A 13,074-nucleotide genomic window follows, 5' to 3' on the forward strand; every position below is an offset into this window, starting at 1 on the left:
ACTGCGGAGACAACTCCAGTGGGGGACCGCACACATGACCGGTCGTCAACCCCGACACCCTGACACGGACCTGATCCGGCCTGACACGGCCGAGCCCGGAAGGCATGGGGAGCCGGCCATGGCGCTCGCGCAGCCCGAACCGGGCGGGGTGCCGGCGCTGCAGATCGATCCGCGGAGCGACGACCCGCGGAGCGACCCGCTGCGCGGCACACTCGCCACCACCGCCTGCATGGAGACCCTCCAGGTGGGATACCTGCACGCGGTCGCCGCCGCGGCCGGCTGCTCGCTGTCCCAGCCCTTTCCGGACAACGGCATCGACTGGCACGTCAGCCACGGGGCCCCCGAGCACGTCGTCGACGACGAGGTGACCATCAAGGTGCAGCTCAAGGCGACCTACCAGATACCGCCCAGACCGGCCGGGCCCACCTTCGGCTTCACCCTCGACAACGAGCACCTGGTGAAGCTCGCCCGCTCCCCGGTCGCCGTGCACAAGATCCTCGTCGTGATGCTCGTCCCGCGGGAGCGCGATCAGTGGCTGAGCGCCGGACACGACCGGCTCGACCTGCGGCACTGCTGCTACTGGACCAATCTCGCCGGACAACCCGTGACCGGCCGGCGCCGGACCACCGTACGGATCCCGACCGCGCGGATCTTCGACGACCGGGCGCTCTGCGAGATCATGACCCGGGTCGGGTCGGGAGGGACACCTTGATGAACTGGCAGTCACCGCACCTGGAGCCGCTCCCGTCACCGGATCTCGCCTCCGGCGTCCCGGACCCCGCGCAGGTCGATCCGCTCGTGCTCGGCGCGCTGCTGCACCGGCACGGCTGGCTGCGCCGCGGTGGCGCCGCCGGACGGTACGGGCGCTGGACGCCGCCGGCCCCGTACGCGACGGGCAGCGGCGCCACCAGCCTGCTCGTCCCGGAGAGCCGGGCCTTCCCCGACTGCGCCGACCTGCTCGAAGAGGCGCTCACCGCGCTCTCGCGCAGCGCGCTGCCGTCGGCCCGCGAGGTGCTCTACGGACTCAGCGTGCCGAGCGACGAGATCCGCTGGGACCGCGAGATCCCGCAGGCGTACGGATTCCAGGGCGAGGCCGACTGGACGGTCCAGGAGCAGCTCCGCTCGGCCGCCCGCCAGCTGCTGCTCGCCGGGGCGCTGGCCGACCGGGCGCGGGCCGGGTACTACGGCGCCCGGCACCGCGGCCAGGCGGAGCGGGCGCTGGACGGGGTCCTGGTGGGGCCGGCTCCGGGCGGGCGGCGGCTGACCGCGTACGTCCCCGTCGACGGGGGCCGCGGCACCGTGATCCGGCTGCACCACGCGCTGCACGCCGCCCGCGAGGCGGTGGACTACCGGCGGGCCACCGGCGGCATGGAGGCCTTCGACGCGGCGGTGGAGGCCGGGGTGAGCCGGGAGCTGGCCGAGGCGCTGATCGCGCTGGTGCACGGCACGGAGGGGGCCGGGATCGCACTGGCGTGGGCCCCGGCGGCGGGGGTCCCGGCGGGGTGCGCGGCCCGGCCGGAGCCGGTGGAGTTCTCGCCGGGAGACCTGCCGGTGCTCCGGGAAGCGGCCGCGCGCTACACGAGGGACGAGCCGGCGGTCCCGGTCCGGGTGGCGGGCGCGGTGGTCCGGATGCGCCGCTCGGCACCGGGCGGCGGGGGCACGGTGCGGCTGCGGGTGCTGGCCGGCGCGGAGATCCCGTACGTCCGGGTGGTGCTCGACGAGGAGTCGTACCGGGTGGCGGGCCACGCGCACCTGGTCGGAATGCCGATCCGGGTCAGCGGCCGGCTCCAGCGCCGCGGCGGCTTCCGGCGCCTGACGGACGCCACGGACGTCCGGCCGGTCCCGCTGGACGAGGTCGAGCGGGACCGGCTGATGAAGTCGCTGGAGGAGTCCCTGGGAGAGTCCTTCGACCCGGGGGACGTCCTGCCGTCCGACGAATAGCCCGAAACGGGCGGTGGGAAGGGGTGAACCCCCGGCCCGCCGCCCGCTCCCCCCTTTTCAGGCTGCGGCCCCATAGTCGTCATCCCCTGACCGGTAGGCAATTTTTAATGAAACACTCCCTAGGTCGTTTCCGGCCGATCCATTCCGGTTTTCACCCAAGTGACCAGCACTTTTAGGTAAACAAGCCGCCGCTCTTGGCGTGTTTTCGCCCCGAGTGGATTTCATTAAAGGCTCATTCGGGAGGCCGGGCGAGGGCGTCGGAGGGCCGGCCGGGGGTCGGCCGAGGGGTCGGCCGGGGGCGCGGCGGTGGCGTGCGCGCCGATCGGGGGTGCGGGTCCTGGCCGGGGAACCGTAACCGTTTCGCGGGGGAGGCGGTCGGCTCGGTACGATTCAGCCGCGCAGTGTTCGCTCGCGCACCCCCTGAGTCAGGAGTGACCGGTGTCAGACGTCCGTGTGTTCATCCAACGCGATTCCGAGCGGGACGAGCGCGTGGTGGCCACGGGCACTACGGCGGCGGAGCTCTTCGCCGGCGAGCGCACCATCGTCGCCGCGCGCATCGCGGGCGAGCTGAAGGACCTCGCGTACGAGGTGCGGGACGGCGAGACCGTGGAGCCCGTGGAGATCTCCTCCCCGGACGGCCTCGACATCCTGCGCCACTCGACCGCGCACGTCATGGCGCAGGCCGTGCAGGAGCTGTTCCCCGAGGCCAAGCTGGGCATCGGCCCGCCGGTCCGGGACGGCTTCTACTACGACTTCGACGTGGCGAAGCCCTTCACCCCCGATGACCTCAAGGCCATCGAGAAGAAGATGCAGGAGATCCAGAAGCGCGGCCAGCGCTTCGCCCGCCGCGTCGTCACCGACGAGGCGGCCCGCGAGGAGCTCGCCGACGAGCCGTACAAGCTGGAGCTCATCGGCATCAAGGGTTCGGCTTCGACCGACGACGGTGCGAACGTCGAGGTGGGCGGCGGCGAGCTGACCATCTACGACAACTTCGACGCGAAGACCGGCGACCTGTGCTGGAAGGACCTCTGCCGCGGTCCCCACCTGCCGACCACCCGCAACATCCCCGCCTTCAAGCTCATGCGCAACGCCGCCGCCTACTGGCGCGGCAGCGAGAAGAACCCGATGCTCCAGCGCATCTACGGCACCGCGTGGCCGTCGAAGGAGGAGCTGAAGGCCCACCTCGACTTCCTCGTCGAGGCCGAGAAGCGCGACCACCGCAAGCTCGGCACCGAGCTCGACCTGTTCTCCGTACAGGACGAGATCGGCTCCGGACTGGCCGTCTTCCACCCGCGCGGCGGCGTCATCCGCCGCACCATGGAGGACTACTCGCGCAAGCGGCACGAGGAAGAGGGCTACGAGTTCGTCTACACCCCGCACGCCACCAAGGGCACCCTCTTCGAGAAGAGCGGCCACCTGGACTGGTACGCGGAGGGCATGTACCCCCCCATGCAGCTCGACGGTGGTACCGACTACTACCTCAAGCCCATGAACTGCCCGATGCACAACCTGATCTTCGACGCGCGCGGCCGTTCCTACCGCGAGCTGCCGCTGCGCCTGTTCGAGTTCGGCACCGTGTACCGGTACGAGAAGTCCGGCGTGGTCCACGGCCTGACCCGCTCGCGCGGCTTCACCCAGGACGACGCGCACATCTACTGCACCAGGGAGCAGATGGCGGAGGAGCTCGACCGCACGCTGACCTTCGTGCTGAACCTGCTCCGTGACTACGGTCTGACCGACTTCTACCTGGAGCTGTCGACCAAGGACCCGGAGAAGTTCGTCGGCAGCGACGAAGCCTGGGAAGAGGCCACCGCGACCCTCCAGGAGGTGGCCGAGAGGCAGGGCCTCCCGCTGGTCCCGGACCCGGGCGGCGCCGCGTTCTACGGCCCGAAGATCTCGGTCCAGTGCCGCGACGCGATCGGCCGCACCTGGCAGATGTCGACCGTCCAGCTCGACTTCAACCTCCCGGAGCGCTTCAACCTGGAGTACACCGGCCCCGACGGCACCAAGCAGCGCCCGGTCATGATCCACCGCGCGCTGTTCGGTTCCATCGAGCGGTTCTTCGCCGTCCTGCTGGAGCACTACGCGGGCGTCATGCCGCCGTGGCTCGCCCCGGTCCAGGCGGTCGGCATCCCGATCGGTGACTCGCACATCGAGTACCTGCAGGAGTTCGCCGCCGAGGCGAAGAAGAAGGGCCTGCGCGTCGAGGTGGACGCCTCGTCCGACCGCATGCAGAAGAAGATCCGCAACCAGCAGAAGCTGAAGGTCCCCTTCATGATCATCGTCGGTGACGAGGACATGGCCGCGGGCACCGTCTCCTTCCGCTACCGCGACGGTTCGCAGGAGAACGGCGTCCCGCGGGACGCCGCGCTGGCGAAGCTCGTCGACGTCGTGGAGCGCCGCGTCCAGGTGTGACCCGGTCGCCTGCGTCCGCAGGAGCAGGACCGCGAGCCCCCGGGGAACCTCAGTTCCGCGGGGGCTCCTCCTCGTCCTCCCGCCGGAACGCCTGGAGCATCCAGGAGGAGAACGAGCCCGTCACCGCGCCCAGCAGCGCCAGTCCGCCCGCCATCATGAACCCCGCGATGATCCGGCCCCCCGGGGTCACCGGGGCCATGTCCCCGTAGCCCACCGTCGTCAGCGTCTCGCACACCCACCACACCGCGTCCCCGAGGGTGAGGATCGTGGCCCCGGGGGCCCTGCGCTCGAAGTGGTGGACCCCGAGGGCGCCCGAGAAGCCGAGCAGCCCGGCCGACAGGCCGGCGTACGACATCACGCGCGCGTACAGCCCCCGGCGCGGGCGGTTGTACCGGGCCTGCACCGCGTCGTGCACCTTCACCATGCGCAGCGGCCGCAGCATCGGCATGAGCACGATCAGCGTGTCCAGCAGGTGCCGGTGCACGAAGCGCAGGGGCCGCATGCCGCTCAGGGCCAGCCGCACCGTGTAGTCCACGACGAAGCACAGCCAGGTCAGCGCCACGAGGCCGATGCCGATGGCGCGCACGAGGGGATGGACCTCGTAGGCCAGGACGGCGAGCGTGAAACCGGTGAGGAAGATCAGGGAAGCGAAGAACAGCGGCAGTTCGGTCCGGCGTTCCCAGGTCTGGTCGCGGGTCTCGGATGCATCGTGCATGGGGTCAGCATCGCGGCCCCGCAGCCGGTGTTCGCCCCGGCGACACGCCGCGACGGGGCAAGGTCATATGCTGCATCCCATGACGATTGAGCCGGAGCAGCAGATCGGTGTGGGCACGCAGGACGCGTTCCAGCGTCTGTGGACGCCCCACCGGATGGCCTACATCCAGGGGGAGAACAAGCCGACCGGGCCGGAGGCCGGGGACGGCTGTCCCTTCTGCGGGATTCCGGACATGTCCGACCAGGACGGACTGGTCGTGGCCAGGGGCAAGCACGTCTACGCCGTGCTGAACCTCTACCCGTACAACGGCGGCCACCTCATGGTCGTGCCGTACCGGCACGTCGCCGATTACACGGACCTGGACGCCGCCGAGACCGCCGAGCTCGCCGACCTGACGAAGCGGGCGATGACCGCCCTGCGCAAGGCCTCCGGCGCGCACGGTTTCAACATCGGCATGAACCAGGGCCAGGCCGCCGGCGCGGGCATCGCCGCGCACCTGCACCAGCACATCGTGCCCCGCTGGGGCGGGGACACGAACTTCATGCCGGTGGTGGGCCACACCAAGGTGCTGCCCCAACTCCTCGCCGACACCCGCCAGATGCTCGCCGACGCCTGGCCCACCGACTAGGGCCCGTCAGGGCCCGTGAGGGCCGCCCGCGTCCGCGCGACGGCCCCTACCCCCGTCCGGTCCTCGCCCGTGGCTGCCCGCTCCGGGCGGCTCAGGCGTCGTAGGCGTCCGCCTTGCGGGGGGCGGCGTCCTGGACCATGCCGCTGACGATCATCGAGCGGTTGGTGAAGCGCTCGATGTCCACGCCGTTCTCCTCCAGGACCCGCATCGCGGCGGTGTGCACCGCGCGCAGGACCGGGGTCGCGGCGCGCATCGCGTCGTCCGCCATGAAGCGGTGGCGCCACGGCTGGTCGGCCCAGACGTGGCGGACGCCGAAGGGCTCGGGCAGTACGAGCTTGCCGCCCAGGAAGTCCAGGAGCGGGGGGTACCAGGTGAACGGGGCGCGCACGGCGAGGCGTACGACCTCGCTCGTGTCGACCAGGGGCCGCTTGAGCTCCACGGTCTCCCAGAACCGCACGGACTTGGCGACCTCGTCCACCGGGGCCTTCGACTTGCTGGTGAACAGGCCGTTCACCGGGCCGAGCGCGTGGCCGGTGACCTCCACGCGCAGGGTCTTGTAGAGCACGGTGACCGTGACCAGCATGGTGATGACGAGCTGGCCGTCCCAGAGCGGGTACTGGATGCCGAGGTAGTGCCGGTTGCCGGCGCTGAACTGCTGCTCGTTGCAGATCCGGGTGACCTCGTGCGGCTTGACCAGGAAGGTGTCCACGTCCGCTCCGGTGGGGCGGGTCACTTCCTTGGCGCCCTCGCCGACCGGGGTGACGATCCAGTGCGTGATCGAGGCGGGCGGTAGGCCGCCGGTGTGCAGGGGGCCGCGCTCCAGCTTGCGCAGCTGGGTGTCGATCGCGCGTATGACGTCCCAGCTGCGGAAGGGGTGGATCTCCGAGCCCTCGTTCTTGGGCACGAGCTCCTCGGCCAGCTGCCAGCTGCCCCAGCGCGTGCCCATGCCGAGTATGCCCTTGGGCCCGGCGTAGAAGACGGAGTTGCTGCGGCCCTCGGCGGTGAGCTTGGCCAGGGAGTGGCGCAGGTCCTCGCGGGCCTTCTCGTCGGGGTTGCCGGGGACGGCTTCGGGGATCTTGGCGGCGACCCCGCCGCCGCCGGCGAGGAGGCCGTCCCAGCGCGAGCGCAGGTCCTCGGCGGTGGCCTCGCAGAGCCGGCGGGCGAAGAACCAGCCGAGGGCCGGGGCGATGACCATGGCCCGGACGTACAGGCCGAGGACGCCGGTCACCGGGAGCCGGAACATCAGGACGGCGACCACGAGACCCACGCCGACCAGGAGCACCGTGCCCAGCCAGGAGGCGCGCTTGGCCCCGGAGTCGGCCAGCGCCTTGCGGCCCCAGAAGAGGCCGAGCCACAGCAGCAGACCGGGGAGGAACACGACTCCGCAGACGAGCATGATCAGGCGGAGTTTGCGGTCGCGCTCCTTGCGGATGCGGGAGGCGGCCAGGCAGTGCTCGACGACGGTCTGCGGGTCGGCGCCGAAGGACTGGATGAGGGGTTTGCGGGTGGGCGGGATGGTGCGGGCCTCGACGGCGCGGCAGAAGGCCTCGCCGAGGTTGGGTTCGAGCAGGGAGATCTTGCCGGGTTTGACGACCGACTCGTGGTACTCGTTGTTGGCGGCGAGGATGGTGTCCAGCTTGGTGTCACGCCCGCCGTCCCGGTAGGCGGCCGAGGCGAGGGCGTTGGTCGCCGCCGTCTGTCCGCCGCCGCCCTGGAGCGGGATCTGTGCCCCGGGCCTGAAGTCGAATCCGTCGTCCGCCACCGCTGCCCCCATCGCTGCGCGTCGTGCTCGTACTCTGTCCGGTTGGTCTACCCGTTCGGGCTCCCCGCCTCACCGCGCCGATGAGCCTATCGGCCGATTCCTCCCCGTGGTCACGGGACAGGCAAATGCCGCCCGCCGCAACCAGGTTGGGCGGGCGACCTGCGTGACGCTATGTCAAATGGCTTCCCTTCTCTGACTGTTCGCGTAGCTTGTCCGCTATCTGTGGCGGCATCGGCTCGTGGCGCGCGTACGTGCGGCTGAACAGCCCGGTGCCGTGCGACACCGAGCGCAGCTCGACGGCGTACCGGCCGATCTCGATCTCGGGGATCTCGGCGAGGACGCGGGTGCGGCCGGGGCCGGCCCGGTCGGTGCCGACGACGCGGCCGCGGCGGCCGGCGAGGTCGCTCATGACGGAGCCGACGAACTCGTCGGGGACGACCACGGCGAGCTCGGCGACCGGTTCGAGGAGCTGGACCGCGGCCTCGGCGGCGGCTTCGCGCAGGGCGAGGGCGCCGGCGGTCTGGAAGGCGGCGTCGGAGGAGTCCACCGAATGCGCCTTGCCGTCGAGCAGGGTGACGCGCACGTCGACCAGGGGGTAGCCGGCCGCGACCCCCCGGGCGGCCTGCGCGCGGATCCCCTTCTCCACGGACGGGATGAACTGGCGGGGGACGGCTCCGCCGACGACCTTGTCGACGAACTCGATGCCGCTGCCGGGCGGCAGCGGCTCGACCTCGATCTCGCAGACGGCGAACTGGCCGTGCCCGCCAGACTGTTTGACGTGCCTGCCCCGGCCGGCGGCCTTGGCGCCGAAGGTCTCGCGGAGGCTGACCTTGTGGGGCACGGGGTCGACCTGGACCCCGTACCGGGTGCGCAGCCGTTCGAGCGCGAGGTCCTGGTGGGCCTCGCCGAGGCACCACAGGACCAGCTGGCGGGTGTGCGGGTTCTGTTCGAGCCGCATGGTGGGGTCCTCGGCGACGAGCCGGGCCAGGCCCTGGGAGAGCTTGTCCTCGTCGGCCTTGCTGTGGGCCTCGATGGCGAGGGGGAGCAGTGGGTCGGGCATGGACCAGGCCTCCATGAGGAGGGGGCCGTCCTTGGCGGAGAGGGTGTCGCCGGTCTCGGCACGGGTGAGTTTGGCCACGCAGGCCAGATCGCCCGCGACGCAGTGCGTGAGGGTGCGCTGCAGTTTGCCGAAGGGGGAGGTCAGGGCGCCGACGCGCTCGTTCGCCTCGTGGAGGTCGCCGCCCTCGTGTTCCCGGTCGGTCAGCCCGTGGCCGCTGACGTGCACGGTCTCGTCGGGACGCAGGGTGCCGGAGAAGACGCGGACGAGGGAGACGCGGCCGACGTAGGGGTCGGAGGAGGTTTTGACCACTTCGGCGACCAGCGGGCCGCCGGGATCGCAGGTGACGGCGGGCCGGGCGGCGCCGTCGGGGCTGGTGACGGCGACGGGCGCGCGCTCCAGGGGCGTGGGGAAGCCGCCGGTGATCAGTTCGAGGAGTTCCACGGTGCCCAGGCCCTTGCGGGCACCGTCGGCGGCGGGGGCCGCCATCAGGACGGGGTGGAAGGTGCCGCGGGCGACGGCGCGCTCCAGGTCGTCCACGAGGGTCTTGAGGTCGATGTCCTCGCCGCCGAGGTACCGGTCCATGAGGGTCTCGTCCTCGCTCTCGGCGATGACGGCCTCGATCAGGCGGGCCCGGGCGTCGGTGATGAGGGCGAGCTCGCCGGGGTCCGGGTCGCGTTCGACACGGTCGCCGGAGGTGTAGTCGTAGACGCGCTGGGAGAGCAGCCCGAGCAGGCCGGCCACCGGGGCGTGGCCGTCCGGGCCGGCCGGGCCGTGGAGGGGGAGGTAGAGCGGGCGGACGGCGTCGGGGTCGTCGGCGCCGAAGGCGTCGTCGCAGACGGAGGTCATCTGCGTGTAGTCGGCGCGGGCGGCCTCCAGGTGCGTGACGACGATGGCGCGCGGCATGCCGACGGCGGCGCATTCGTCCCAGACCATGCGGGTGGCCCCGGAGAGCCCGTCGCCGTCCTCGGCGGCGGAGATGACGAAGAGGGCCGCGTCGGCGGCGCGCAGACCGGCCCGGAGCTCTCCGACGAAGTCGGCGTACCCGGGGGTGTCCAGGATGTTGATCTTGATTCCGGCCCACTCGACGGGGACCAGGGAGAGCTGGATGGAGCGCTGGCGCCGGTGCTCGATCTCGTCGTAGTCGGAGACGGTGGCGCCGTCCTCGACGCGGCCGGCCCGGTTCACCGCGCCGGCGGTCAGGGCCAGGGCCTCGACCAGGGTGGTCTTGCCGGATCCGCTGTGGCCGACCAGCACGACGTTCCGTACGGAGGCCGGTCGGTCGGCCGTCGGTGCTCTGCCGGCGGCTCCGGATTGGTGTGATGTGGCTCCCATGACGCTCGTGCCTCCCGATTGGAGAGGAAATGGGCTCCTTCGAGCTTTGCACTGCCGTCACACTGCGTCCATACGTCGTACCGGAGCCGCCCGGGCGGGCGTCCGGAACGTGGCGAACGGCCCGAGAACGGCTCACGTCGTGTGAACCGGTGGGTGCGCGGCACTGACGGGCCGGGGCCCTGGCTACGATGGGCCAGCCGGTGGCCGTGGTGGCCGTGCGGCCCAGCGACCCTCCGGGAAGGCCATGCTGAACAAGTACGCGCGTGCATTCTTCACGCGTGTTCTCACGCCATTCGCCGCTTTTCTGCTCAGGCTGGGAGTGAGTCCCGACGCGGTCACCCTCATCGGCACGGCCGGAGTGGTGGCGGGAGCACTGGTCTTCTTCCCCATGGGCGAGTTCTTCTGGGGCACGATCACCATCACGCTCTTCGTCTTCTCCGACCTGGTGGACGGGAACATGGCCCGCCAGGCCGGCGTCTCCAGCCGGTGGGGCGCGTTCCTCGACTCCACCCTCGACCGGGTGGCGGACGCGGCGATCTTCGGCGGGCTCGCGCTCTGGTACGCGGGCTCAGGGAACAACAACGCGCTCTGCGCCGTCGCCATCTTCTGCCTGGCCAGCGGGCAGGTGGTCTCGTACACCAAGGCGCGCGGCGAGTCGATCGGGCTGCCGGTCGCCGTCAACGGGCTCATCGAGCGCGCCGAACGCCTGGTGATCACGCTGGTCGCGGCCGGTGTGTCCGGGCTGGAGACCTTCGGGGTGCCCTCGTGGATCGGCGTACTGCTGCCGATCGCGCTGTGGGTGGTCGCGGCGGGCTCGCTCGTGACGCTGATCCAGCGCGTGGTGACCGTGCGCCGCGAGTCGGCTGAGGCAGACGCGGCCGCCGCGGTGGACGCGGGCACCGGCTCCGGCACCGGCTCTGGCTCAGGCACCGCCTCCGGTACCGCCACGACCTCTTCCGAAGGCGGTACGGCCTGATGGGCAAGGCTCAGGACAAGCTGGTCGACGGGCTCTACGGGCTCGGCTGGGCCGGGGTCAAGAAGCTGCCCGAGCCTGCCGCCGCGGCCCTCGGGCGGCGGATCGCGGACTACGCGTGGAAGCGGCGCGGCAAGAGCGTGCTGCGGCTGGAATCGAACCTGGCCCGGGTGGTGCCGGACGCGACCCCGGAGCGGCTGCGCGAGCTGTCGCACGAGGGCATGCGCTCGTACATGCGGTACTGGATGGAATCCTTCCGGCTGCCGACGATGGCCAAGGAACGATTCAGCACCGACGTGGAGATGAAGGACGACCACATCCTGCGCGAAGCACTGGCCTCCGGGCGCGGAGTCGTGGTCGCCCTGCCCCACCTGGCCAACTGGGACCTCGCCGGCGCCTGGGCCGTCACCCACATCGGAGTCCCGTTCACCACCGTCGCCGAGCGGCTCAAGCCGGAGACCCTCTACGACCGGTTCGTCGCCTACCGCGAGAGCCTGGGCATGGAGGTGCTCCCGCACAACGGCGGCGCCGCCTTCGGCACCCTCGCGCGGCGGCTGCGCTCGGGCGGGCTGGTCTGCCTGGTCGCCGACCGCGACCTGTCGGCGTCCGGGGTGGAAGTGGACTTCTTCGGTTCGGCGGCGCGGATGCCGGCCGGACCGGCCCTGCTGGCCCAGCAGACGGGCGCGGTGCTGCTGCCGGCGACCCTGTACTACGGGGACGCGCCGAAGATGTACGGCCGGATCCACTCCCCGGTCGAGGTGCCCGGCAAGGGCACCCGGCAGGAGAAGACGGCCGCCATGACGCAGGCCCTCGCCGACGCCTTCGCACAGGGCATCGCCGAACACCCGCAGGACTGGCACATGCTCCAGCGGCTGTGGCTGGAGGACCTGCCACAGACCACCGAGACCGCCGGCCGGCCCGAGGAGCGCTCCACGTGAAGATCGGCATCGTCTGCCCGTACTCCTGGGACGTGCCCGGCGGCGTCCAGTTCCACATCCGGGACCTGGCGGAACACCTGATCGGCCTCGGCCACGAGGTGTCGGTGCTGGCCCCGGCGGACGACGAGACCCCGCTGCCCCCGCACGTGGTCTCGGCGGGGCGGGCGGTGCCGGTGCCGTACAACGGGTCGGTCGCCCGGCTCAACTTCGGCTTCCTGTCGGCGGCCCGAGTGCGGCGCTGGCTGCACGACGGGGTCTTCGACGTGGTCCACATCCACGAACCGACCTCCCCCTCGCTGGGACTGCTGACCTGCTGGGCGGCGCAGGGGCCGATCGTCGCCACCTTCCACACCTCCAACCCGCGCTCCCGGGCGATGCTGGCGGCGTACCCGATCCTCCAGCCGGCGCTGGAGAAGATCAGCGCGCGGATCGCGGTGAGCGAGTACGCGCGGCGCACGCTGGTCGAGCACCTGGGCGGGGACGCGGTGGTCATCCCCAACGGCGTGGACGTGGACTTCTTCGCCAAGGCCGACCCGAACCCCTCGTGGTCCGGCCAGACCCTCGGCTTCATCGGCCGGATCGACGAGCCGCGCAAGGGCCTGCCGGTCCTCATGGCGGCCTTCCCCCGCATCGTGGAGGAGTGCCCGGACGTACGCCTCCTCGTGGCGGGCCGCGGCGACGAGGAGGAGGCGGTCGCCTCCCTGCCGGCCGCGCTCCGCTCCCGGGTCGAATTCCTCGGCATGGTCTCCGACGAGGACAAGGCGCGGCTGCTGCGCAGCGTCGACGTGTACGTGGCCCCGAACACGGGCGGCGAGAGCTTCGGGATCATCCTGGTCGAGGCGCTCTCGGCGGGCGCGGCGGTCCTGGCCTCCGACCTGGACGCCTTCGCCCAGGTCCTGGACCAGGGCGCGGCGGGGGAGCTGTTCTCGAACGAGGACCCCGAGTCCCTGGCGGCCGCGGCGATCGCCCTCCTGCACGACCCGGCCCGCCGAGCGGAACTCAGTGCCCGGGGCTCGGCGCACGTACGCCGCTTCGACTGGTCGACGGTGGCCGCGGACATCCTGGCGGTCTACGAGACGGTCACGGACGGCGCGGCCGCGGTGGCCACCGACGAGCGGGTATCCCTCCGCACCCGCCTGGGCCTCTCGCGGGACGCGCAACCCTCCTGATCCCCGGCGGGGCCGGCTGGATCGCCCGGAGGGCGGTTCCGGCCCCTCCGGCGTTTGAGGAGCGGGGGTCCGGGGGCTGGCCCCGGGAACGGCGCCGCACGTGGCAACGGGTCCGGGGCGGAGCTCCGGGGAACGGGCGAA

General features: G+C 71.7%; 10 protein-coding genes. 7 read left to right on the top strand and 3 right to left on the bottom strand.

The window, feature by feature from the left end:
• The first annotated feature begins 118 nt into the window (after positions 1–118).
• From OG904_RS25880 to thrS, 3 genes are all read left to right on the top strand, one after another.
• Positions 119–712 carry a DUF4365 domain-containing protein gene (locus OG904_RS25880; protein WP_405494869.1) on the top strand — a complete coding sequence of 198 codons (594 nt, stop codon included), beginning with the start codon at positions 119–121 and terminating at the stop codon, positions 710–712.
• On the top strand, positions 712–1,941 hold the full coding sequence (locus tag OG904_RS25885) for a hypothetical protein (RefSeq protein WP_405494871.1): 1,230 nt from the start codon (positions 712–714) through the stop codon (positions 1,939–1,941). The genes OG904_RS25880 and OG904_RS25885 overlap by 1 nt, the downstream gene beginning before the upstream one ends.
• A 438-nt stretch (positions 1,942–2,379) precedes the next feature.
• Positions 2,380–4,356 carry a threonine--tRNA ligase gene (thrS, locus tag OG904_RS25890; RefSeq protein ID WP_405494873.1) on the top strand — a complete coding sequence of 659 codons (1,977 nt, stop codon included), beginning with the start codon at positions 2,380–2,382 and terminating at the stop codon, positions 4,354–4,356.
• A gap of 49 nt (positions 4,357–4,405) precedes the next feature.
• Here thrS and OG904_RS25895 read toward each other — a convergent pair whose 3' ends face one another.
• Positions 4,406–5,071: a potassium channel family protein gene (locus OG904_RS25895; RefSeq protein WP_405494875.1), complete on the bottom strand. Its 666-nt coding sequence runs from the start codon at positions 5,069–5,071 to the stop codon at positions 4,406–4,408.
• Between the two features lie 67 nt (positions 5,072–5,138).
• Here OG904_RS25895 and OG904_RS25900 point away from each other — a divergent pair, with 67 nt between their 5' ends.
• Entirely contained in the window at positions 5,139–5,699 is a 561-nt protein-coding gene (locus tag OG904_RS25900) for an HIT family protein (protein ID WP_405494877.1), read from the top strand.
• Positions 5,700–5,790: 91 nt separating this feature from the next.
• Here OG904_RS25900 and OG904_RS25905 read toward each other — a convergent pair whose 3' ends face one another.
• Positions 5,791–7,461 (bottom strand): hypothetical protein, encoded by a 1,671-nt coding sequence (locus tag OG904_RS25905; RefSeq protein ID WP_405494879.1) that lies wholly within the window; start codon positions 7,459–7,461, stop codon positions 5,791–5,793.
• 169 nt (positions 7,462–7,630) lie between these two features.
• Positions 7,631–9,853 (bottom strand): elongation factor G-like protein EF-G2, encoded by a 2,223-nt coding sequence (locus OG904_RS25910; protein ID WP_405494881.1) that lies wholly within the window; start codon positions 9,851–9,853, stop codon positions 7,631–7,633.
• A gap of 244 nt (positions 9,854–10,097) precedes the next feature.
• On the opposite strand from OG904_RS25910, the gene pgsA reads away from it, so the two are divergent.
• Genes pgsA through OG904_RS25925 form a run of 3 tightly spaced genes read left to right on the top strand, consistent with a single transcriptional unit; the run spans position 10,098 to position 12,933 of the window.
• Positions 10,098–10,829, top strand: coding sequence for a phosphatidylinositol phosphate synthase (gene pgsA, locus OG904_RS25915; protein WP_405494883.1), 732 nt, complete (start codon positions 10,098–10,100; stop codon positions 10,827–10,829).
• Positions 10,829–11,764, top strand: a complete 936-nt coding sequence (locus tag OG904_RS25920; RefSeq protein ID WP_405494885.1) for a phosphatidylinositol mannoside acyltransferase — start codon at positions 10,829–10,831, stop codon at positions 11,762–11,764. The genes pgsA and OG904_RS25920 overlap by 1 nt, the downstream gene beginning before the upstream one ends.
• Positions 11,761–12,933 (top strand): glycosyltransferase family 4 protein, encoded by a 1,173-nt coding sequence (locus OG904_RS25925; protein ID WP_405494887.1) that lies wholly within the window; start codon positions 11,761–11,763, stop codon positions 12,931–12,933. Before OG904_RS25920 ends, OG904_RS25925 begins: the two co-directional genes overlap by 4 nt.
• The last annotated feature ends 141 nt before the right edge of the window (positions 12,934–13,074 follow it).

The organism is Streptomyces sp. NBC_00096 (assembly GCF_045041305.1).
In the GTDB taxonomy this organism is placed as follows: Bacteria; Actinomycetota; Actinomycetes; order Streptomycetales; family Streptomycetaceae; genus Streptomyces.

Excerpts from the sequence above, each read along its gene's own strand:
- OG904_RS25895 (WP_405494875.1), bottom strand. The coding sequence starts at position 5,071 with ATGCACGATGCATCCGAGACCCGCGACCAGACCTGGGAACGCCGGACC.
- OG904_RS25880 (WP_405494869.1), top strand. The coding sequence starts at position 119 with ATGGCGCTCGCGCAGCCCGAACCGGGCGGGGTGCCGGCGCTGCAGATC.
- OG904_RS25920 (WP_405494885.1), top strand. The coding sequence starts at position 10,829 with ATGGGCAAGGCTCAGGACAAGCTGGTCGACGGGCTCTACGGGCTCGGC.
- OG904_RS25900 (WP_405494877.1), top strand. The coding sequence starts at position 5,139 with ATGCTGCATCCCATGACGATTGAGCCGGAGCAGCAGATCGGTGTGGGC.
- pgsA (WP_405494883.1), top strand. The coding sequence starts at position 10,098 with ATGCTGAACAAGTACGCGCGTGCATTCTTCACGCGTGTTCTCACGCCA.
- OG904_RS25885 (WP_405494871.1), top strand. The coding sequence starts at position 712 with ATGAACTGGCAGTCACCGCACCTGGAGCCGCTCCCGTCACCGGATCTC.
- OG904_RS25910 (WP_405494881.1), bottom strand. The coding sequence starts at position 9,853 with ATGGGAGCCACATCACACCAATCCGGAGCCGCCGGCAGAGCACCGACG.